Origin of the sequence: Paucibacter aquatile, assembly GCF_002885975.1 — a bacterium.
Lineage (GTDB): Bacteria > Pseudomonadota > Gammaproteobacteria > Burkholderiales > Burkholderiaceae_C > Paucibacter_A > Paucibacter_A aquatilis.
Window position 1 is genome coordinate 2,560,521 of the sequence record NZ_POSP01000003.1, and the last position, 19,346, is coordinate 2,579,866.

Genomic DNA, 19,346 nt, shown 5'->3' on the forward strand with positions numbered 1-19,346 from the left:
TCAATCCGCCCACTGCCACCGATCCCGCCCCGCTGCCTTGGCCTGGTACAGGGCCTCGTCGGCGCGGTGGCAGAGCTCGGCGATGGTGTCGCCGGGGCGGGCCAGGGTGAGGCCGGCGGAGGCGGTGTAGTGCAGGCTCGGTTGTTCCGCCAGGGGGCTGGCCTGGCGGGTGCGGGCGAGCAGGCGCTCGACCACGGCCTGGGCCTGCTCGGCGCTGACATCGACCAGCAGCAGCACGAACTCCTCACCACCCATGCGGCCGCAAGCGTCGACGCGGCGGCTGCTGGCTTGCAGCTGGCGGGCGAAATCGCAGATGACGGCGTCACCGGCGCCGTGGCCCAGGGTGTCGTTGATGCGCTTGAAGTGATCGAGGTCCAGCAAGGCCACGGCCAACTGGCCGGCGCCGATCTGCACACGGCTGAGTTGCTCCTGCATCTGCTGCAGCACATGGGCGCGGTTGCTGATGCCGGTCATGGGGTCGGTCTGCGCGGCGCGCAGGGCGCGGTCGCGCTCCTGGCGCAGGGCGCGGCCTTCGATCTTGAGCGCGGTGATGTCACTGGCGCTGCAGAGCATCCAGCCTTGCTCATCCACGGTCTCGGTCATCCAGATCCAGCGGCCATCGATCAGATCGGCCTCGAAGGCGCGGAAGGGCTGCTTGCCACGGCGCGAGGCGGCACCGGCCAGCCAGGTCTCGGGCTCGGGCGCGTTGACCTTGCTGCCACGGCCGCTGGCCAGATTGCGGCGCATCATGTCCAACCAGGTGATGCAACCGTCGGGCTGCACATCAAAGGACTGGCAGAAGGCCTCATTGGCAAAGCGCAGCACATCATGGTTGTCGAACAAAGCCAGCAGCTTGGGGCTGGCTTCATGCAGCGCCAGCAGGCGCTGGGCGATCAAGGCCTGTTCGGCATCGTCGCGGGAGAGTTCGGCGGGGTCCATGAGACAGGAAGGCTGGCAGACAGACAGGTGGCTTGGGTCGGGTCGAGTGCAAAGGACAAAGCCAGAACGAGGCCCCATCATCGCCGCAAACGCCGCCGTTGCAAGCGCGGACCTGCCGCCGCATGTGCACTTCGGCCCGGAAAACGCCGGCGCGAGGAGAATCAGCCGCATGAACACCCATGCCGATCTCTCCGCCCTGATCCTGCGCCTGGAGGCCGAGCGCACCCAGGCCCTGGTGCGCAAGGACATGGCCACCGCCGAGCGACTGCATGCGCCCGACTACCAGCTCATCACCCCCGGCGGTCGGTGCATGGACAAGGCCGGCTATCTGCGGGCCGTGGCCGAGGGCCGGCTGAACTACCGGGCCTGGCAGATCGAAGCGCCGCAACTGCAGCTCTCGGACACGCTGGTGCTGCTGCGCTATGAGGCTTTGCTGAGCTTTCCGGAGCGGCAGCTGCGCTGCTGGCACAGCGACCTCTACGCCCTGCACCAAGGTCAATGGCTGGCTTTGCGCTCACAGGCCACGGCCTTTCCGCCGGAGGCAGCGGCGGCGACGCCCCTCACGGCAGGCTGAGGTGCTCCTGCTCCAGGCCCTGAGCGAGGGCCGCCAGGCGCGCCTGGGCGCTCTGCGGCAGCAGGGTTTGCAGATGCTGGCAGATGCGCAAGGCATAGCTGGGCCGGGTCAGCTGGGCGATGCGCTCGAGCACCGGCTCCAGGCGATCGAGCAGCTCCGTTTCGCTGCGGCTGCCATGCACCAGGGCGGCCAGGGTGCTGGCCTCGGGGCCGCGGATCATGGCCAGCATGTCGATCAGGTACATCTTGGCGGCTGCGGAGGAGCGGCGCTCGGGCGCGGGCGCTTCGGGCTGAGGGTCAGGTCTTGCCTCGGCGGCGCTCACCTCGGCGGATGGCGACGTGGCCGCGGGCCACTCGATGCTCAAGAAACCCAACTCGGCCAGGCGCTCCATGGCGGCCGCGCCGCCCAGGCCGACCATGCCGGCCAGCTCCTGAAACGCGCGCTCACCATTGGCCAGCACCAGAATCTGGCGGTCGCGGGCGCTCAGCGCGGGGTCGCGCAGGCGCAGGGCCTCGCGGCCCGAATCGGTCTTGCGGGGGTACTTCATGGCAGTGGCGCTCGATGCGGCAGCTGTGCTTCATGCCTCAGCCGCCAAGCGTGCCCAGCAGCACGGGGCCGCCAGTCTCTGCCGCGCCTGTGACGGTGCTGTGAAAGGAGAGCGCCTGCCGGGCGTTCAGCGGAAAGCGCCGGCGTGGCGCTCAGCGCGCCAGAGGGGAAGTCAGAGGCAAAGGCAAAGGCAAGGGCAAGGGCAACACCGCCAGCATGTCCTCGCCCTCCTCGTCCAGGCCCTGCTCGACAAAGCCATGGCGGGCGTAGAGCCGGCGCGAGCCCTCGTTCTCGGGGTGGTAGCAGATCTCCACCTCGCGCACCACCGGGTCAGCCGCGATCTCGCGGATAGCCGCCTGCAAGGCCAGGCTGCCCAGACCCCGGCCCTGATGCGGCAGGGCGATCATGAAGCGCCAGATGGACGCGCGCTGCGCCGTCACCGGCACCCACATCATGAAGCCCACCAGCTCGGCGCCGGCATGGATGGCCCGCACCTGGTAGCCCGGGTTGTAAGCCGCCTCCAGCAAGGACCAGGTGTTGCTGGCCAGCATGGGCTTCTGCGCCTCGCTCAAGGGCAGGTCACAGACGGCCTCGTAGTTGGCGCGGGTGACGGGCTGCAGGGTGACTTCAGGTGTTGGAGTCGGCATCGGTTTCAGGGGTAACTGTCGGGGATGCCTTGCACGCCGGTGCCTCGGCGAGCAAGGCGCAGCAAGGGCTTGCTGAAGCAAGCATCGGCCAGGCATGCCAGGAGCGGAACCACCACGATCAAAGTCACGGTCACGCCGAGAGCCCATGGCACCCAGTTCATGGGCAGCAAGAGCAGCATGCCGAGGTACACCCCGGTGTTGCGGTAGTAGGCCATGACACGCAGGCGGGTGGGCATGTGGCGGCGCCACAGAGCTTGCAACAGCCAAGGTTTCGGTGGCGGCAAGCCGAACTCACGCCGACGCGCACGATCCGCGCTGCGCCAGCGTACCAGCACGGGCAGGGCGCAGACCAAGGCCGCCGCGGCCCAGGGGACCCAGGCCCACAACCAACCGGCGCACCAACGCAGCGCGCCGGGCTGAGCCTGCTGCCAAGCCTCTTGGGCCCACGGCAGCAAAGCGTCCGCCACCCACCCCCACACACCCTCTCGGCTGAGACTGAGCAGCAGCGCCAGCAGGGCCAAACTCAGAGCCGCCTGCCGCCAAGCTGTGCCCCACGCCGCCAGCAGGCGCAAAAAGCGATGCTGCCCGGCGCGCAGCAAGCGTTCGCGGCGACGCATGGCCGCCTCGTCACGAAACGGCGGCTCGTACGGCGCCGCAGCATCCGGCTGCACGCTCAGATGATCTGCCAGCGGCGAGCCCGCCTGACGCAGCGGCGCCAGGTTCTCCTCGGCCTGCAGATAGCCCTGGCGAATCAGCGCCTCGGCTTCGAGATCGCTGAAGGCATCGAGATCGGTGCGCAGGCGCGCCAGCAGGCGGCGCTCGCGCTCGTCGGCCTGGGCCAGGGTCAGGGCTGGCTCCGGCGAGCGCTCGCCCGGCGCCCGCTCCTCCAGCATCTGCCGCCCGCGCAACAGAGGCACACCGGAATCGATGCGGAAGTTGATCAAGACCTTGAGCGCACGCAGGCTCAGAAACTCCTTCGCGGTGGAGCCCAAAGACTCCCCCGAAAGCCGCTCCGTCAGACGCACGCGCTCGCGCAACTCATGGCGGAACAGATTGAGCGGCAGCTCGGACAAGATGGCCGTCAGCCGCGCGCTCAGGCCCAGGCGGCCGACGGAGGCCTCTTGCTGCTCGGTCTCGAAAATGCCGCCGGGATCGCTGGCGATGATGAGATTGCATTGCTCATCCAGCAGCGCCGTCGTGCCCATATTGTCGAAAACGCCACCATCGGTCAGGCCCAGGGTGCGCACGCGGCGGTCGTCGTAGAAGTCCGACAGCAAATAGGGCGGGAACACCGGCGGAAAGGCGGCCGAGGCCGTGACGGCCTGGGCCAGCGGCAGCCGCTGCCATTCCTGGCTGGCCTGCGGGGACACCATCCAGGCAGCTCGCAGGTTGTAGATTTCCAGGATCAGTCGACAGGCCTGCTGCTGCGCCCGCGCCAGACGCATGGGATGGAGCGCGCGCAGTTGGTCCCAGTTGAACTGCGAATCTCGTTGGCCGTCCGGCAGCAGGCTGAAAAACGCTTCGCGCAAGCTGGCGACATGCTGGCTCAGGCTGAGCCCATCGGTGACATTGGGGCGGAGCCGGCGGCCTCGCAGCAGAAACCAGGCGGGCGTTTTGAGCGCACGCAATCGGCCCGATTCGGCATCGCTGAGCCACTGCACCAGCGTCTCCAGCGTCACACCCGGTGCCAGCTGGTCCATCAACGTTTGCAGAGCCCGGCAGCGCTGGCGCAAACCAGAAGCATCACTTCGGCTCCAAACCGACAGCACCGACTCGGCCCATGCCTTGTCCTTCGCGCTCAATGTCACGCGCGGCTTCAAGGCAGTGTCTTCCGGATACAGCAGCACCTTGCGCGGCAAAAGCTCGCTCTCGATCTCGCCGTAGCGCAAATGCCCGAAGTACCACTCGCCCAGCTCCGCGTGCGAGAACCAGAAACGCGCGCCAGAGTTGAGCGAGGTGGCGTTGATGATCCAGCGGGTCAGGGCCGAGCCCGGCTTGGCGTCGGCAGAGCCCTCCCACAAGGCCTGGTGGTTGTAGTTCTCCGATCCGCCGGCGCGGGACGATGCGTCCGCCCGCAGGCGCAAAGCCAACAAAGGCAGACGATCTGACTTGGCCTGCCCCGTTGTGCTGCGCAGGCGCTGCGCCACCCCATTCAGCAAATGCTCGTCGTACAGCTTGGCCATCGCCGTGGCCAGAGAGTCGGGCCCCAGGCACACCTTGAACAAGGTCCAGGGATGCATCAGCAAGCGGGTGCGCAGATTGAGCTGGGCGGCACGGCGCATGTCCTGCTCCACACGCCGCACCAGTTGCAGATAGGCATAGCGGCTGAGCCCGCCCAAACGCGGCGGCAGCTGCGCCAGCATCGGCTGCTCCAGCTCCGCCTTCAGATGCATGAGGTACAGCGCCCCCACCACCGAGCCGCCGGACACGGTGGACAGCACCTCGACATAACGCAAAAGGTCCAGCTCCGCCAGGCGGCGCAAGACGCCGACATGAAACAGCGAGGCACGGAAGCCCCCGCCGGCCAGGGCCAGGCCCAGCTTGTGGCGCGGTGGGTGATCTGACGAAGAAGACAGCTCAGTCATGATGTGTGGGGCTCATGCATCGACTCCTCGGGCCGCGACTGTAAGGCCAGAGGCGTTTGAACGAGGCCACAGGCTCAGCGCGGACGAGGCCTGCGCTATATTGCGCCGCACCCCGCCGCCACTTTCTCCCGGATTCGCCCTCCCCGCCCCTGCCCATGGATGCCGCCTGGATCGCCCTGGCCCTGTCACTCAAAGTGGCCGGCTGGGCCACGGCCGTGAATCTGGTGCTGGGCACGGCGGCCGGCTATGGCCTGGCGCGCTGGCGCCGCTTTCCGGGGCGCGAGCTGCTCGATGCCTTGCTGACCCTGCCCATGGTGCTGCCGCCCACGGTGCTGGGCTACTACCTGCTGGTGCTGCTGGGTCGGCGCGGGCCGATCGGCCAGTGGCTGGACACCCATCTCGGCATCCAGCTGATCTTCACCTGGCAGGGTGCGGTGATCGCCGCAGCCCTGGTGTCGTTTCCGCTGGTGATGAAATCGGCCCGGGCCGGTTTCGAGGGCGTGGACCGCCAGCTGGAGCAGGCCGGGCGCGTGCTGGGCCTGGGGCCCTGGGCGCTGTTTTTCCGCGTCAGCCTGCCGCTGGCCTGGCGCGGGGTGCTGGCCGGGCTGCTGCTGGCGTTTGCGCGCGCGCTCGGCGAGTTTGGCGCCACGCTGATGGTGGCAGGCAGCATCCCGGGGCAGACGCAAACCCTGTCCATCGCCATCTTCGAGGCGGTGCAGGCGGGCCAGGACGGCAGCGCCAGCCTGCTGGTCGGCCTGACCTCGCTGACCTGTGTGGCCGTGCTGCTGGCCGCCGGCCGGCTGCAACCCTCGCGGAGCGCGGCATGAGCACGACAGTCAGCAACACACCGAGCGCCTGCTTCGATGTGCAGATCCAGCAAACCCTGCGCAGCCGCGAGCGCTCGGGCAGCCGCTTCAGCCTGAACCTGCGCTTTCGCAGCGAGGCCATGCACACAGTGCTCTACGGCCCCTCGGGCGCCGGCAAGAGCCTCACGCTGCAAGCCATCGCCGGCCTGAACCGCCCCGACCAGGGCCGCATCAGCTGCCAGGGTCAGGTCTTGCTCGACAGCGTGCGTGGAATCGATGTGCCGGCGGCGCAGCGCGGCTTTGGCTATCTGTTCCAGGACTACGCCCTGTTCCCGCACCTCGATGTGCGGCAGAACGTGGCTTTTGGCCTGCGCCGCGGCTGGCTCAACCCCAGCAGGCGCTGGCGCGACCCACGCGTCGAGCATTGGCTGCAGGCCTTCGAGCTGGACGCCGTGGCCGGCCAGCGGCCCGAGCAACTCTCCGGCGGGCAACGCCAGCGCACGGCTCTCGCCCGCGCCCTGGTGGGGGCGCCGCGCGCCCTGCTGCTGGACGAGCCCTTCTCGGCCCTGGACCCGGCCCTGCGCGGCCGCCTGCGCGAGGAGCTGGCCGCCCTGCTGCAGCGCCTGCAGATCCCCATGCTGATGATCACCCACGACCCCGAGGACCTGGCCTTCTTCGGCGGCCTGGCCCTGCAGCTGCGCGCCGGCCGCCTGGTGGGCGGCGAGGCCGAGATCGACAGCGAGTTCGAACAAGGGCTGGCCGCGTGAACCTCTTCGTCTCGCTCAAATACCTGGTCGCGCTCGATGACCACAAACATTTCGGCCGGGCCGCGCTGGCCTGCCATGTCACCCAACCGGCGCTCTCCAACGCCTTGCGGGCGCTGGAGGAGAGCTATGGCACGGCCATCGTCAAACGCGGCCGCAGCTTCGCCGGCTTCACCGAAGAGGGCGAGCGCGTGCTGGCCAGCGCGCGCCGCATGCTGCACGAGCAGGAGCTGCTGCAGCAAGAGCTGGACAGCCGCAGCGGCTCGCCCTGCGGGAACCTGCTGATCGGCTCGGTGCCCACGGCCATGCCCATCGCGGCCCGCTTTGTGGCGCGCCTGCAGGCCCTGCATCCGGGCATACGGCCGACGCTGCGCTCGATGAGCTCGGTCGAGCTGGAGGCGGGGCTGGAAAGCCTGGCGCTCGACCTGGCTCTGGGCTATAGCGAGCGCCTGGAGCGCAGCCGCGCCCAGCTGCGCCTGCTGCCTCAGTACATCGAACATTACTTCCTGCTGCAGCGGCATGCCGAAACTCCGGGCCGCAGCGGGATCGGCCTGTCCATCGGCGCAGAGCTGGGCTGGCAGGCCGCCGCCGCACTGCCCCTGTGCCTGCTCAGCGCCGAAATGCACAACCGCCGCATCATCGACCGCGCCTTTGCCGACGCCGGCGTCCCCAAGGTGCAGGCGGCGATCGAATCCAATTCCACCGCTGCGCTGGTCAGCTGTGTGCTGGCCGGCCAGGTCAGCAGCGTGCTGCCCGGCGCCCTGCTCGGCGAACTCCAGGCCTACGGTCCATCTACATGCGGCCTGCAGGCGCGCCCCCTGATGGCCCCTCTGGTTGGCGTGCCCATCGCCCTGATGCTGCATCAGGGCAGCCGCCCCTCACGCACACTGGAAGCGGCCTTGGCGCTGGCGGAAGACCCGGCATGGTTGGCAGAGGCGGCGCAGCACAGCGGTTTGTTGCAGGGGCGCTGAAAGCGCTAGCGCTTGTCGACTTCCAACGGTTGAATGGCCTTGTGAAGCCCGCAAGCGTGAAACCAGGAGTGCATGCAACAGCGAAGGCGACACCCGGGCACCGCACACACCAAGCAGGAGCGGCCCTCTACACTTGGCGCGGTGCGTGCTGACTGCTCAGGAAAGGCGATGTCCATGGCAACTTTGAAGAATTCACTTCTCGGCGTCGCGCTTGGAACTGCACTATTGCTTCTCGTGCCAGCTGTCGCGATGCAAATCAGCTCAGAGGTTTCGTGGGGCCCCGGTGATTTCCTCGCTGCCGCAGTTCTTCTGTTTGCTTCCGGCTCCATCGCAGTCTTGGGGCTGAGACAGGTCTCGGGTGTGGGTCGTCGGCTCGCCCTCGTGCTTGCCCTTGCCTTCGGCCTCGCCGTGGTGTGGGCTGAACTCGCAGTTGGCCTTTTCTCCTGAATGCTGGCCGCAGCGCCAGTTCAGAACGATGTGGTTCCGCCGTTCGCTGGGACTGGAGTTGCGCAGCCCAGGCGATGCGGAAGCCTGGCACTGCATCAACTCCGCCGCCATGGGCTTCTTCTCATCACAGCCTGAGGTCGGCTTGGCTGTGCAGTTCAGTTCGAGCACCCGTGGGCTGCTGTTCGAACCCGCCACCTGAGCAGACGCGCGGTCTTCTCGGCGGAAATGGCACTCCGGAGCGCTTGCCAAGCCGGGGTAGCGGCAGTCTGGCGGCTCGGAGGCAGGCACAGACCGCTCAGCCCTGATTCCCCAAATTGATCGCCCCATTTCCGGATTGAATTGGACAATCTGAACCGTCTGAGCGACCCTCGCAACGCCCGCAGCCATGGCTGCCACACAGCCATGCGCCTCTGTCTGAACAGCCCCTAGCCATGAACGATCTCTCCCTGTCCGAACTGCTGGCCGCACACCCGCCCCGAGACGGCGCCCTGCTGCCCCTGCTGCATGCCGTGCAGGAGGCCCTGGGCCATGTGCCGCCGGCCGCCGTGCCCCTGATTGCCGAGCACCTGAGCCTGTCCCGGGCCGAGGTCCATGGGGTGATCAGTTACTACCATTTCTTTCGCAGCTCAGCGCCGGGCAAGCAGGTGCTGCAGGTCTGCCGCGCTGAAGCATGCCAGGCCCGCGGCGCCGAAGCGCTGCTGGCCCATGCCGAAGCGCGCCTGGGCTGCGCCTCGCACCACACACGGGCCGACGGCGCGGTGACGCTGGAGCCGGTCTACTGCCTGGGCCTGTGCGCCTCGGCCCCAGCCCTGCAGATCAACGAACGCCTGCACGCCCGCATGACGCCGGCCAAGCTGGACGCCCTGCTGGCCAAGGAGGGTCTGTGATGACGAGCGCCATCGTGAAAGTATTCGTGCCGCGCGATTCCGCCGCACTGGCCGTGGGCGCCGACGAGGTGGCCGAAGCCCTGCGACACGAGTGCCAATGCCGTGGCCTGAAGGTCGAGCTGGTGCGCAATGGCTCGCGCGGCCTGTTCTGGCTGGAGACCCTGGTTGAGGTGCAGACGCCGCAAGGCCGCATCGCCTACGGCCCGGTCGAGGCCGCCGATGTGCCAGGCCTGCTCGATGCCGGCCTGCTGCAGGGCGGCGAGCACCCGCTGCGCCAGGGCGTGACCGAGCAGATCCCCTTCCTGGCCCTGCAGGAGCGATTGACCTTCCGCCGCGTCGGCGTCATCGACCCGCTCTCGCTGGCCGACTACGAAGCCCACGAGGGCTGGGCCGGCCTGCGCCGCGCGCTCAGCCTGGACGGCAGCGCCATCATTCAGGAGATGCTGCACTCGGGCCTGCGCGGCCGCGGCGGCGCGGCCTTCCCGGCGGGCATCAAGTGGAAGACCGTCAGAGAGGCGCAATCGGCACAAAAGTATGTGGTCTGCAACGCCGACGAAGGCGACTCGGGCACTTACTCCGACCGCATGACCATGGAGGGCGATCCCTTCATGCTGATCGAGGGCATGACCATCGCCGCGCTGGCGGTGGGTGCCACCCGCGGCTACATCTACATCCGCTCCGAGTACCCGCATGCCATCGCGACGATGAAGGAGGCGATTGCCCGCGCCACGGCCGCCGGCTTCCTCGGCGACAGCGTCTGCGGCAGCGGCCGGGCCTTCCATCTGGAAGTGCGCAAGGCGGCGGGCAGTTATGTCTGCGGCGAAGAAACCGCCATGCTGGAGAGCATCGAAGGCAAGCGCGGCGTGGTGCGCGCCAAGCCGCCGCTGCCGGCGCTCTCGGGCCTGTTCGGCCAGCCGACGGTCATCAACAACGTCATCACCTTTGCCAGCGCGCCCATCATCCTGGCGCGCGGCGCTCAAGCCTACCGCGACTTTGGTGTGGGCCGCTCGCACGGCACCCTGCCCTTCCAGCTGGCCGGCAATATCAAGCATGGCGGCCTGGTCGAGAAGGCCTTTGGCCTGACGCTGCGCGAGTTGCTCTACGGCTTCGGCGGCGGCACGGCCAGCGGCCGGCCGATCAAGGCGGTGCAGGTCGGCGGCCCGCTGGGCGCTTACGTGCCGGAGTCGCAATGGGATGTGCCGCTGGACTACGAGGCCTACGCGGCCATGGGCGCCGTGGTCGGCCACGGCGGCATCGTCGTGCATGACGACACGGCCGACCTGTCCCAGCTGGCCCGCTACGCCATGGAGTTCTGCGCCATCGAGTCCTGCGGCAAGTGCACGCCTTGCCGCATCGGCTCGACCCGCGGCGTGGAAGTGATCGACCGCATCCGCTTCAACCGAAACAACGACCAGAACCGCGCCGAGCAGGTGATCCTGTTGCGCGACCTCTGCGACACCATGACCCACGGTTCGCTCTGCGCCATGGGCGGCATGACGCCGTTCCCGGTGCTCTCGGCGCTGAACCACTACCCGCAGGACTTCGGTCTTGCCGCGCCCGACCAGGCCGCGGCCTGAACACGGCCCGCTCAGGAGCAGATCACCATGTTGGATCATCTCAAGCAAGACATCGACCACGGCACCCCGCGCCGGGAATCGACCGAAGAAGTGACGCTGGAAATCGACGGCTTCCCGGTCACCGTGCCCAAGGGCACCTCGCTGATGCGCGCCGCCGTGGACGCCGGCATCAAGGTGCCCAAGCTCTGCGCCACCGACAGCCTGGAGCCTTTTGGCTCCTGCCGGCTCTGCCTGGTGGAGGTGGAGGGCCGCAAGGGTTATCCCGCCAGCTGCACCACGCCGGCCGAGGCCGGCATGAAGGTCAAGACGCAGAGCCCTAAGCTGCAGGACCTGCGCAAGGGCGTGATGGAGCTCTACATCTCCGACCACCCGCTGGACTGCCTGACCTGCTCGGCCAATGGCAATTGCGAGCTGCAGGACATGGCCGGCGTGACGGGGCTGCGCAATGTGCGCTATGGCGTTGGGGCCGCGGCAGGCGCCCACCATTGCGACTCGAAGAAAGACGAGTCCAACCCCTATTTCACCTACGACCCGAGCAAGTGCATCGTCTGCAACCGCTGCGTGCGCGCCTGCGAAGAGACGCAGGGCACCTTTGCGCTGACGATCTCGGGCCGCGGCTTTGAGTCGCGCGTGTCGCCGGGGCAGGACCAGCCCTTCATGGAATCGGAATGCGTGAGCTGCGGCGCCTGCGTCGAAGCCTGCCCCACGGCCACGCTGCAGGAAAAGTCCGTCATCTGGCTGGGCCAGCCCGAGCACAGCGTCATCACCACCTGCGCCTACTGCGGCGTGGGCTGCGGCTTCAAGGCCGAGATGAAGGGCACGCAAGTCGTGCGCATGGTGCCCTGGAAGGACGGCAAGGCCAACGAGGGCCACAGCTGCGTCAAGGGCCGCTTTGCCTGGGGCTATGCCACCCACCAGGACCGCATCACCAAGCCCATGATTCGCGCCAGCATCCAGGACCCCTGGCAAGAGGTCAGCTGGGAGGTGGCGCTGAACCACGCGGCCAGCGAGTTCCGCCGCATCCAGGCCAAGCATGGCAAGGATTCCATCGGCGGCATCACCTCCTCGCGCTGCACCAACGAGGAAACCTACCTGGTTCAGAAGCTGATCCGCGCGGCTTTCGGCAACAACAATGTCGACACCTGCGCCCGTGTCTGCCACTCGCCCACCGGCTACGGCCTGGGCCAAACCCTGGGCACCTCGGCCGGCACGCAGACCTTCAAGTCGGTGGAGAAGGCCGATGTGATCATGGTCATCGGCGCCAACCCCAGCGAGGCGCACCCGGTGTTCGCCTCGCGCATGAAGCGCCGCCTGCGGGAGGGTGCCAAGCTCATCGTCGTGGACCCGCGCCGCATCGACCTGGTCAAGTCGCCCCACATCCAGGCGGCCCACCATCTGCAGCTCAAGCCCGGCACCAATGTGGCGGTGATCACCGCCCTGGCCCATGTCATCGTCACCGAAGGGCTGGTGAATGAAGCCTATGTGGCCGAGCGTTGCGACCCCAAGAGCTTCAATCAGTGGCGCGAGTTCGTGGCCCGGCCCGAGAACTCGCCCGAGGCGCTGGAGGCTGCGAGCGGCGTGCCGGCGGCCGAGCTGCGCGGCGCGGCACGCCTGTATGCCACGGGTGCGAGCGATGGAACGGCCGCCGTCACGCGGCGGCCGAATGCCGCCATCTACTACGGCCTGGGCGTGACCGAGCACAGCCAGGGTTCGACCATGGTGATGGGCATTGCCAACCTGGCCATGGCCACCGGCAATGTCGGCCGCGAAGGCGTGGGCGTGAACCCCTTGCGTGGCCAGAACAATGTGCAGGGCTCTTGTGATATGGGCAGCTTCCCGCATGAGCTGCCGGGCTACCGCCACATCAGCGACAGCACCGTGCGAGGCCAATTCGAGGCGGCCTGGGGCGTGACGCTGAACCCCGAGCCGGGCCTGCGCATCCCGAATATGTTCGACGCGGCACTCTCGGGCAGCTTCAAGGCCTTGTACTGCGAGGGCGAGGACATCGTGCAGTCCGACCCCAATACCAAACACGTGGCCGCGGCCATGATGGCCATGGAATGCGTGGTGGTGCAGGACATCTTCCTGAACGAAACCGCCAAGTACGCCCATGTCTTCCTGCCCGGATCGAGCTTCCTGGAAAAGGACGGCACCTTCACCAATGCCGAGCGCCGCATCAGCCGCGTGCGCAAGGTCATGCCGCCGCTGGCCGGCTATGCCGATTGGGAGGTGACGCAGAAGCTGGCCCAGGCCCTGGGCTACCCGATGGATTACAAGAATCCCGAGGAGATCATGGCCGAGATCGCCGCGCTGACCCCGACCTTCGCCGGTGTCAGCTACGAGAAGATCGAACGCCTGGGCAGCGTGCAATGGCCGTGCAACGAGCACACCGAAGAGGCCGGCACGCCCATCATGCATGTGGACAAGTTCGTGCGCGGCAAGGGCCGCTTCATCATCACCCAGTACGTGCCCACCGATGAGAAAGTGACGCGCAAGTTCCCGCTGCTGCTGACCACCGGCCGCATCCTGAGCCAGTACAACGTGGGCGCGCAGACCCGGCGCACGCCCAACAACCAGTGGCACAGCGAGGACCGCCTGGAGATCCACCCGCACGACGCCGAAGAGCGCGGCATCAAGGACGATGACTGGGTGGGCATCGCCAGCCGCGCCGGCGACACCGTGCTGCGCGCCACCGTCACCGAGCGGGTGCAGCCGGGCGTGGTCTACACCACCTTCCACTTCCCCGAGTCGGGCGCCAACGTCATCACCACCGACAACTCCGACTGGGCCACCAACTGCCCCGAGTACAAGGTGACCGCCGTGCAGGTGATGCCGGTGCAGCAGCCGTCCGACTGGCAGCGCGAGTACAGCCGCTTCAACCAGGCCCAGCAAGACGCGCTGCAACAGGCCCGCCAGCCCGAGGGCGCCCATGGCAAGTGAGGCCCCCAAGGCCGGCGCCGAGCCGGCCTCGCGCCCCAGCTTCTGCGAAGGCGCCCGCGCGCTGCCCGTGCAGGGCGTGCGCGCGGGCGCAGCCTTCGCGGTGGACGACTGGGTGGCCGAAGAAGTGCCGGTGGCCCTGGAGTACAACGGCATCTCGCATGCGGTGATGCTGGCCACGCCGCTGGACCTGGAAGAGTTCGCGCTCGGCTTTTCGCTCAGCGAAGGCATCCTCAGTGCTCCGCATGAGCTGTTCAGCGTCGAGGAAGAAAGCAGCGAGCAAGGCATCACCTTGCACCTGCGCATCGCCGGCGAGGCCTTCGCCCGATTGAAAGACCGCCGCCGCTCCATGACCGGCCGCACCGGCTGCGGGCTCTGCGGCACCGAGAGCCTGGCCCAGGTGGCGCGCCATCTGCCGGAGCTGGCCACGCCGGGCCAGGGCCGGCTGTTCAGCCGCGCGGCGATAGCCCGGGCCATGGGCCAGTTCGTCGAGCACCAGACCCTGCAACAGGCCACCGGCGCCGTCCACGCGGCTGCCTGGTGTTCGGCCGAGGGCGAGGTGAAATGGCTGCGCGAAGACGTCGGCCGCCATAACGCCCTGGACAAGCTGATCGGCGCCCTGGCTCGGCATGAGGTCAAGGCCGGTGAAGGCTTCATCGCCGTCACCAGCCGCGCCAGCTTCGAGATGGTGCAGAAGACCGCCAGCGCCGGTGTGCCCCTGCTCGCGGCCGTGTCCGCCCCCACCTCCTTCGCCGTGGCCACGGCCGCGCGCGCCAATATGACCCTGGTCGGCTTCGCCCGCCGCCAGGACCTGGTCGTCTACTGCCACCCCGAGCGGCTCGACCTCCACGACCCCGAACCCCAGCCCAAGCCCTCCCATGGACATTGAAAAACTCGTCCGCATGGCCAACCAGATCGGCACCTTCTTCCAGGCCATGCCCGACCACGCCGAAGCCCTGGACGGCATCGCCACCCACATTCAAAAGTTCTGGGAGCCGCGCATGCGGCGGGAGCTGCTGGCGGCGATGGAGGACGCGGGGGCAGCCAGCGAACTGCTGCCGATCGTCAGAGAGGCGATTGAGCTGCGCCGGGCGAGCTTGGCCTGATTGAGAGGCACGGTCAACCGGCTTTCATTTGCAACGTTCTTGAATCACCGGCGCCATGTTCTTGAGCCGGCAGTTCGAAGCAACGATTGAAAGAAAGCCAAAGCACCATGACCACGCTGACCCTCACCTTCAACGGCGCTCCGCGTCAGGCTCGCCAGGCCTTGGGTGAACTGCTCTTGCGTTTCAAGAGCGCTTACTTCGTCGAGCGCAGCAGCACGGAGTTCCTGGTCACCGCCGATGAAGCCACGGCTTCTGAGCTGGCCCGACAAGCGCAATGGTCGAGCGCGCTGGCCACCGGCACGGTGTCCGGCCAGCGCGCCCACTGATCGACGAGGTGAACGAGGGGTAGGCCGCTGTGGGCAGCAAGCGATTGAGCCAAACGACAGAATGCGGGCTCGATTGCAGCACGACAACGTCCAGCTTTACCCGCAGCCCACATGACCGCCCCTCGTTTCAGCAACTTCATCGCCGCCATCCCCAGCTTCGAATCCGAGCGCCTGCGGCTGCGGCCGTTTGCCGAGGCGGATTTCGAAGGCATGGCCCGCTTCTTCGCCGACCCCGTGTCGGCCAGCTACGGCGGGCCCTGCGGGCGCGACGAGGCCTGGCGCAAGTTCGCGGCCTACTTCGGCCACTGGGCCTTGCGCGGCTACGGGCCCTGGGCGCTGGAGCGCAAATCCGACGGTGTGTTTCTAGGCCTGTCCGGGCTCTGGTTCCCGGAGGGCTGGCTGGAGCCCGAGATCACCTGGGCGCTTTTGCCCGAGGCCCAGGGCCAGGGCTATGCCACCGAGGCTGCCCGTGCGGCGCTGCGGGCCGCGTACCACCACTTCGGCTGGCAGACGGCGGTCAGCGTGATCGCGTCGGGCAATCGGCCATCGGTCCAGGTGGCTGAGCGCCTGGGCGCCACGCTGGAGCGGAGCATCCCATTCCGCGGCGGCGAGGGCTTGGTGTACCGGCACCAAGGGCCGGCGGCGCTGGACGCCACTCTGCCGCGCTGAGCCTGCTGCCCACTGCCCACTACCTGCCGTCACATTTCGTCAAAGTCTCGGCACACAAGGGCCACGGACAAAGCCGGCCCAGTTTTTGACAATGCGTGTCCCTCATTCCTGATGCACGCTGTGGGTCCACGTCGTGGGCGACATGCGTGCGGAGACAGCACATGAAAATCCTGACCCACCACCACAAGCAGTTCGACTTTTCCTGGGCCAAGCTGCCCGCTTCAGCCCGCAAGACACTGGCGCTCATTGCCGCAGGGCTGGCCTTGTCGGGCGCCTCTGCCGTCTGCGCCCTCTTGCTCTTCAGCAAGGTGGCCCATGCTGCAGACGCTCAAGGCGCCGACAGACCGGCCCTTGCAGCAAGTTCGCAGCCCTGAGCCGCGCACTCAGGCAGCGCGGCGCACTCAGGACAGTGACAGCGACATGTGCACCTTGCCCTTGAGGCCCGCCTCGATGCGAATCGCCTGCGGCTGAACACCCCAGGTGACAAAGCCCACCGAGCGATACAGGCGAAGGGCCGGCTCATTGCCCTCGGTCAGGGTCAGGTTCAAAGCCAGGATCTCAGGTCGCGACGAGGCCGCCGCCACAGCCGCCTTCATCAGCGCCAGACCCAAGCCCTGGCCCCGCTGCGCCGCCTGGACATACATGCCCAGCACCAGCGCGGCGTGCCGTGTCTTGGGCTTGGCCGAATACTCAAGCGCCACCGTGCCGACCAACTGCTCGTTTTGCCATGCCCCCAAGCTCGTGGCCAGGCCGTCAGCGCTGCCGATTCGCCGGATCCACCAGGATTCGGGTTCCGCGCGGCGCTCGGCCGCCGTGGCCGTGAACGCATCCGGCGCTTGCTCGTAGGCCTCGAGCATGAGGCTGCGGTAGGCGGAGGCGTCTGCGGCGGTGAGGATGCGGATCGGGTACATGCCGGGCTCGATGAAATGCATGGCGGAGACAGGGAACCCACGAAGCCCCCTGCAAACTTGGGATCTGTGCAGAGGCCTAGGAAATCCGGATCCGAAACTCGGATTCGATCTCCTGGTCTGCTGCAGCAGGCACGCACTCGTAGGCGCGGATGGCGTCCGCAATGGCACGACGGAAGCTCTCGGGGCCCTTGCCTTCCACCGTGATCTGCTCGATGGCACCGTCGGCCTTCAACAGATACCTCGCCGTCATGAAGAACTCGCCGTTCGGCAGCCGCTTGTCGCTCAGCTGCGGCGGCGGTTTGACCGGGCAGCGCCCGGGCTCCAATTTGGATGGTGCCGCGCTGGTAAACGAGGACGCGCCGGCCAAAACCATGACCATGAAAAGTTCAAAGAATCTCATCTTTCTTTCTCTATCCTGCAATCTCGCTCCGCCAGGCGTTCCCACGGCGAAACTCATCCCTGAGATGAAGCCAGCATGGCGCCAGGCTCTCACAGGCATTTGAGCATGAGAACTTGGCTTCACTTGCGACCCAACGCCAATCCAGCCGCGCAGCCAGGCCAGTCTGCAGCCCTCGGTGACACCGGTGCCGATGTCGCGCCAACAGACCTGAGTCCTGATCCCGCGCGTGCAGCGCGAACTGAACGAGCCAGACCCTGAGCTATGCCGACCCGCGCTCCTTCCGCCGCGCCTTCAAGCGCTGGTCGGGCGAGCTGCCCACGGCGTTTCGCCAGCGCTGAGTGCGGCTCGCCCATGGCAAGATCAGCCCGCCCACCGTCTCAAGCCAAGGAACCCGATGAAAGCGCTGACCCTGACACTGAGCCTGCTACTGCTCGCACTGAGTGGGCTGCACGCCGCCCCTGCTGCCGCGGCGGACGCCCCGGCCACTTCGGCTCGCTTCATCCTGCTCGGCGAGGTGCATGACAACGCCGAGCAACACCGCCTGCGGGCGGCCTGGTTGGCCGAGTTGATGAAGGACGGGCGGCGCAGCACGGTCGTGTTCGAGCAAATCCCGGCCCAGCGCACGCCCGCCCTGGCCAACCTCCCGGCCGAAGCGCGCCACGATGCCGAGGCCCTGGTGGAGCTGGCCCAGTTGGACAAGAAGAACTGGCGCTGGCCGCTGCACAAGCCGCTGTTTGAAGCCAGCCTGCAGGCCGGCGCCGCAGTGGCCGGCGGCAACCTCAGCCGCGAGGAGCTGCGCCCGCTGATGAAGGGCGTGTCGGCCGAAACCTGGCCGGCCGATCTGCGCCGCCTGCTGGAGCAGACGCCCTGGGGCGAGGCCCAGCAAAGCGCCATGATCCGCGCCATCGACGAAGGCCATTGCGGCGCCCTGCCTGCGGCCATGCAAGCCCCGATGGCCCTGGCCCAGCGCGCCCGCGATGCAGCCATGGCCCGCGCCATGCTGGCCGCGCGCGAGGGCGGCGCCGAGCGCGTGGTCCTGATCGCCGGCAACGGCCATGTTGACCGCGAGCTCGGCGTGCCGCGCTATCTGGAAGCGGCCGGCGTGCCGGCGAGCGAGATCCGCGCCATCGGCTATCTGGAGCAAGGCCAGGAAGGCCCGGGCCGCTTCGACAGCCGCGTGCTGACCGCGCCGGCCGAACGCGAAGACCCCTGCAAATCGCTGCGGCGCTGAACTGAACCGACTGCCCCAGACCGCGCTTCAGCGCGGCGCGGGTGGCGGCAGACGCTTCAGCAGGCCCTCAATCTCCTCGACCACCAGCCAAGGGTCCTGTTCGTCGAAGAAATGCGAGGCATGGGTCATGCGCACACGGCGCGGCGCCACGTGATCGAGAGCCAGCCGAGCCTGGGCCAGGTCCCAGCTCGCGTTGTAGGCGTCCACATCGGCATAGCTCATGCGGGTCTGGCGGATCTGGGTGTGTGGCAAGCCGCGGCTGAGCACGGTCACCGGCAAGGCCCGCAAGGCCGCCGAAGGCGCGCCACGGGCTTGCAGGCTTTGCACCGCTTCGACAAAGTCTTCATGCGAATGCTGTTCCTTCTCCCAGCGGATGATGCGCTCCATGGTGGACCACCCGTTGGGGCTGAGCACCTGGGGCAGCTGAGCCAACCAGGACTCATGGACCGCATCGACCAGCACCAGGCCGCGCACACGCTGTGGATGGTCCATGGCGAATGAGCGCACGATCAGCCCGCCGAAGGAGTGCGCCACCAGCACCAGCTCACCCCACTGGCGCAGCTCAGCCAGAGCTGCCAGCTCATCGCTGAGGGCCTGCAATGGCCGGGCCCGGCTGAGCGGGCTGCTTTGGCCCACACCCGCACGATCGTAGAGGCAGATGCGCCCCAGCTCCGTCGGAAACAGGCGGTAGGTGTTCTTGAAAGTGGCGCGCACGTCCAGGCCCATAACGGCCACCAGCACCACGGTTCGCGGGCCTTCACCCCGGCATTCCCATGAAAGCTCATGCGCCCCCACCCGCTGGCGCATCGGGCCCGCATCGGCCGCCTGCACGGACGGGCTCGTCATCAGGCAGAGACCCGTGGCCAGGCCCAGCGTCCAGCTGAGGCGTTTCAAAAGATTGACGGGTTTCAGGGCTGGGCGAACAAGCATCGAGTGGGCTCCGAAGGCAAGGCGGGCAAGCAGGGCGCCATCATGCCCGGCCGTCGCGACGGGGCCGAAAGCCATATCGTCCTCGCCCGCCGT

General features: G+C 67.8%; 21 protein-coding genes. 14 read left to right on the forward strand and 7 right to left on the reverse strand.

The window, feature by feature from the left end; all coding sequences use genetic code 11:
- Positions 1 to 939: a sensor domain-containing diguanylate cyclase gene (locus C1O66_RS14180; RefSeq protein WP_102768476.1), complete on the reverse strand. Its 939-nt coding sequence runs from the start codon at positions 937 to 939 to the stop codon at positions 1 to 3.
- A gap of 169 nt (positions 940 to 1,108) precedes the next feature.
- Here C1O66_RS14180 and C1O66_RS14185 point away from each other — a divergent pair, with 169 nt between their 5' ends.
- A complete protein-coding gene (locus C1O66_RS14185; protein WP_165794610.1) occupies positions 1,109 to 1,513 on the forward strand; it encodes a nuclear transport factor 2 family protein in 405 nt (134 codons plus the stop codon).
- On the opposite strand, the gene C1O66_RS14190 is transcribed toward C1O66_RS14185, so the two are convergent.
- From C1O66_RS14190 to C1O66_RS14200, 3 genes are all read right to left on the reverse strand, one after another.
- A complete protein-coding gene (locus C1O66_RS14190) occupies positions 1,500 to 2,060 on the reverse strand; it encodes an AsnC family protein (protein ID WP_102768478.1) in 561 nt (186 codons plus the stop codon). The two genes, C1O66_RS14185 and C1O66_RS14190, sit on opposite strands and share 14 nt — an antisense overlap.
- Before the next feature lie 151 nt (positions 2,061 to 2,211).
- Positions 2,212 to 2,706, reverse strand: a complete 495-nt coding sequence (locus tag C1O66_RS14195; protein WP_102768479.1) for a GNAT family N-acetyltransferase — start codon at positions 2,704 to 2,706, stop codon at positions 2,212 to 2,214.
- A gap of 5 nt (positions 2,707 to 2,711) precedes the next feature.
- Entirely contained in the window at positions 2,712 to 5,291 is a 2,580-nt protein-coding gene (locus tag C1O66_RS14200; protein WP_102768480.1) for a patatin-like phospholipase family protein, read from the reverse strand.
- Positions 5,292 to 5,446: 155 nt separating this feature from the next.
- Here C1O66_RS14200 and modB point away from each other — a divergent pair, with 155 nt between their 5' ends.
- The 12 genes from modB (at position 5,447) to C1O66_RS14260 (ending at position 16,155) form a co-directional block, all read left to right on the forward strand.
- Positions 5,447 to 6,118 carry a molybdate ABC transporter permease subunit gene (modB, locus tag C1O66_RS14205; protein WP_102768481.1) on the forward strand — a complete coding sequence of 224 codons (672 nt, stop codon included), beginning with the start codon at positions 5,447 to 5,449 and terminating at the stop codon, positions 6,116 to 6,118.
- Positions 6,115 to 6,864: an ABC transporter ATP-binding protein gene (locus C1O66_RS14210; protein ID WP_102768482.1), complete on the forward strand. Its 750-nt coding sequence runs from the start codon at positions 6,115 to 6,117 to the stop codon at positions 6,862 to 6,864. The genes modB and C1O66_RS14210 overlap by 4 nt, the downstream gene beginning before the upstream one ends.
- Entirely contained in the window at positions 6,861 to 7,832 is a 972-nt protein-coding gene (locus C1O66_RS14215) for a LysR family transcriptional regulator (RefSeq protein WP_102768483.1), read from the forward strand. Before C1O66_RS14210 ends, C1O66_RS14215 begins: the two co-directional genes overlap by 4 nt.
- Before the next feature lie 174 nt (positions 7,833 to 8,006).
- Positions 8,007 to 8,279, forward strand: coding sequence for a hypothetical protein (locus C1O66_RS14220; RefSeq protein WP_102769652.1), 273 nt, complete (start codon positions 8,007 to 8,009; stop codon positions 8,277 to 8,279).
- 431 nt (positions 8,280 to 8,710) lie between these two features.
- Positions 8,711 to 9,166, forward strand: coding sequence for a formate dehydrogenase subunit gamma (locus C1O66_RS14225; RefSeq protein ID WP_102768484.1), 456 nt, complete (start codon positions 8,711 to 8,713; stop codon positions 9,164 to 9,166).
- The gene (locus C1O66_RS14230; protein WP_102768485.1) at positions 9,166 to 10,743 is read left to right on the forward strand and encodes a formate dehydrogenase beta subunit; all 1,578 of its coding nucleotides are present in this window, start codon (positions 9,166 to 9,168) and stop codon (positions 10,741 to 10,743) included. The genes C1O66_RS14225 and C1O66_RS14230 overlap by 1 nt, the downstream gene beginning before the upstream one ends.
- Positions 10,744 to 10,770: 27 nt before the next feature.
- Positions 10,771 to 13,683, forward strand: coding sequence for a formate dehydrogenase subunit alpha (gene fdhF, locus C1O66_RS14235; protein WP_102768486.1), 2,913 nt, complete (start codon positions 10,771 to 10,773; stop codon positions 13,681 to 13,683).
- Positions 13,673 to 14,569 (forward strand): formate dehydrogenase accessory sulfurtransferase FdhD, encoded by an 897-nt coding sequence (gene fdhD, locus C1O66_RS14240; RefSeq protein ID WP_102768487.1) that lies wholly within the window; start codon positions 13,673 to 13,675, stop codon positions 14,567 to 14,569. The genes fdhF and fdhD overlap by 11 nt, the downstream gene beginning before the upstream one ends.
- Entirely contained in the window at positions 14,559 to 14,786 is a 228-nt protein-coding gene (locus C1O66_RS14245) for a formate dehydrogenase subunit delta (RefSeq protein WP_102768488.1), read from the forward strand. The genes fdhD and C1O66_RS14245 overlap by 11 nt, the downstream gene beginning before the upstream one ends.
- 107 nt (positions 14,787 to 14,893) lie before the next feature.
- On the forward strand, positions 14,894 to 15,112 hold the full coding sequence (locus tag C1O66_RS23935; RefSeq protein WP_165794611.1) for a hypothetical protein: 219 nt from the start codon (positions 14,894 to 14,896) through the stop codon (positions 15,110 to 15,112).
- A gap of 111 nt (positions 15,113 to 15,223) precedes the next feature.
- Positions 15,224 to 15,781, forward strand: coding sequence for a GNAT family N-acetyltransferase (locus tag C1O66_RS14255; protein ID WP_102768490.1), 558 nt, complete (start codon positions 15,224 to 15,226; stop codon positions 15,779 to 15,781).
- Between the two features lie 161 nt (positions 15,782 to 15,942).
- Positions 15,943 to 16,155 carry a hypothetical protein gene (locus C1O66_RS14260; RefSeq protein WP_102768491.1) on the forward strand — a complete coding sequence of 71 codons (213 nt, stop codon included), beginning with the start codon at positions 15,943 to 15,945 and terminating at the stop codon, positions 16,153 to 16,155.
- A gap of 27 nt (positions 16,156 to 16,182) precedes the next feature.
- Here the strand turns inward: C1O66_RS14260 and C1O66_RS14265 are convergent, their stop codons facing one another.
- Both C1O66_RS14265 and C1O66_RS14270 read right to left on the reverse strand, forming a co-directional pair.
- A complete protein-coding gene (locus tag C1O66_RS14265) occupies positions 16,183 to 16,713 on the reverse strand; it encodes a GNAT family N-acetyltransferase (protein ID WP_102768492.1) in 531 nt (176 codons plus the stop codon).
- Between the two features lie 55 nt (positions 16,714 to 16,768).
- Entirely contained in the window at positions 16,769 to 17,092 is a 324-nt protein-coding gene (locus tag C1O66_RS14270; protein WP_102768493.1) for a hypothetical protein, read from the reverse strand.
- Between the two features lie 394 nt (positions 17,093 to 17,486).
- Here C1O66_RS14270 and C1O66_RS14280 point away from each other — a divergent pair, with 394 nt between their 5' ends.
- Entirely contained in the window at positions 17,487 to 18,323 is an 837-nt protein-coding gene (locus C1O66_RS14280; protein ID WP_102768494.1) for a ChaN family lipoprotein, read from the forward strand.
- A 27-nt stretch (positions 18,324 to 18,350) separates the two neighbouring features.
- Here the strand turns inward: C1O66_RS14280 and C1O66_RS14285 are convergent, their stop codons facing one another.
- Positions 18,351 to 19,253 carry an alpha/beta fold hydrolase gene (locus tag C1O66_RS14285; protein ID WP_165794612.1) on the reverse strand — a complete coding sequence of 301 codons (903 nt, stop codon included), beginning with the start codon at positions 19,251 to 19,253 and terminating at the stop codon, positions 18,351 to 18,353.
- Positions 19,254 to 19,346: the final 93 nt, after the last annotated feature.

Coding starts and splice junctions, on each gene's coding strand:
- C1O66_RS14180 (WP_102768476.1), bottom strand. CDS start 939: ATGGACCCCGCCGAACTCTCCCGCGACGATGCCGAACAGGCCTTGATC.
- C1O66_RS14185 (WP_165794610.1), top strand. CDS start 1,109: ATGAACACCCATGCCGATCTCTCCGCCCTGATCCTGCGCCTGGAGGCC.
- C1O66_RS14190 (WP_102768478.1), bottom strand. CDS start 2,060: ATGAAGTACCCCCGCAAGACCGATTCGGGCCGCGAGGCCCTGCGCCTG.
- C1O66_RS14195 (WP_102768479.1), bottom strand. CDS start 2,706: ATGCCGACTCCAACACCTGAAGTCACCCTGCAGCCCGTCACCCGCGCC.
- C1O66_RS14200 (WP_102768480.1), bottom strand. CDS start 5,291: ATGACTGAGCTGTCTTCTTCGTCAGATCACCCACCGCGCCACAAGCTG.
- modB (WP_102768481.1), top strand. CDS start 5,447: ATGGATGCCGCCTGGATCGCCCTGGCCCTGTCACTCAAAGTGGCCGGC.
- C1O66_RS14210 (WP_102768482.1), top strand. CDS start 6,115: ATGAGCACGACAGTCAGCAACACACCGAGCGCCTGCTTCGATGTGCAG.
- C1O66_RS14220 (WP_102769652.1), top strand. CDS start 8,007: ATGGCAACTTTGAAGAATTCACTTCTCGGCGTCGCGCTTGGAACTGCA.
- C1O66_RS14225 (WP_102768484.1), top strand. CDS start 8,711: ATGAACGATCTCTCCCTGTCCGAACTGCTGGCCGCACACCCGCCCCGA.
- C1O66_RS14230 (WP_102768485.1), top strand. CDS start 9,166: ATGACGAGCGCCATCGTGAAAGTATTCGTGCCGCGCGATTCCGCCGCA.
- fdhF (WP_102768486.1), top strand. CDS start 10,771: ATGTTGGATCATCTCAAGCAAGACATCGACCACGGCACCCCGCGCCGG.
- fdhD (WP_102768487.1), top strand. CDS start 13,673: ATGGCAAGTGAGGCCCCCAAGGCCGGCGCCGAGCCGGCCTCGCGCCCC.
- C1O66_RS14245 (WP_102768488.1), top strand. CDS start 14,559: ATGGACATTGAAAAACTCGTCCGCATGGCCAACCAGATCGGCACCTTC.
- C1O66_RS23935 (WP_165794611.1), top strand. CDS start 14,894: ATGACCACGCTGACCCTCACCTTCAACGGCGCTCCGCGTCAGGCTCGC.
- C1O66_RS14255 (WP_102768490.1), top strand. CDS start 15,224: ATGACCGCCCCTCGTTTCAGCAACTTCATCGCCGCCATCCCCAGCTTC.
- C1O66_RS14260 (WP_102768491.1), top strand. CDS start 15,943: ATGAAAATCCTGACCCACCACCACAAGCAGTTCGACTTTTCCTGGGCC.
- C1O66_RS14265 (WP_102768492.1), bottom strand. CDS start 16,713: ATGCATTTCATCGAGCCCGGCATGTACCCGATCCGCATCCTCACCGCC.
- C1O66_RS14270 (WP_102768493.1), bottom strand. CDS start 17,092: ATGAGATTCTTTGAACTTTTCATGGTCATGGTTTTGGCCGGCGCGTCC.
- C1O66_RS14280 (WP_102768494.1), top strand. CDS start 17,487: ATGAAAGCGCTGACCCTGACACTGAGCCTGCTACTGCTCGCACTGAGT.
- C1O66_RS14285 (WP_165794612.1), bottom strand. CDS start 19,253: ATGCTTGTTCGCCCAGCCCTGAAACCCGTCAATCTTTTGAAACGCCTC.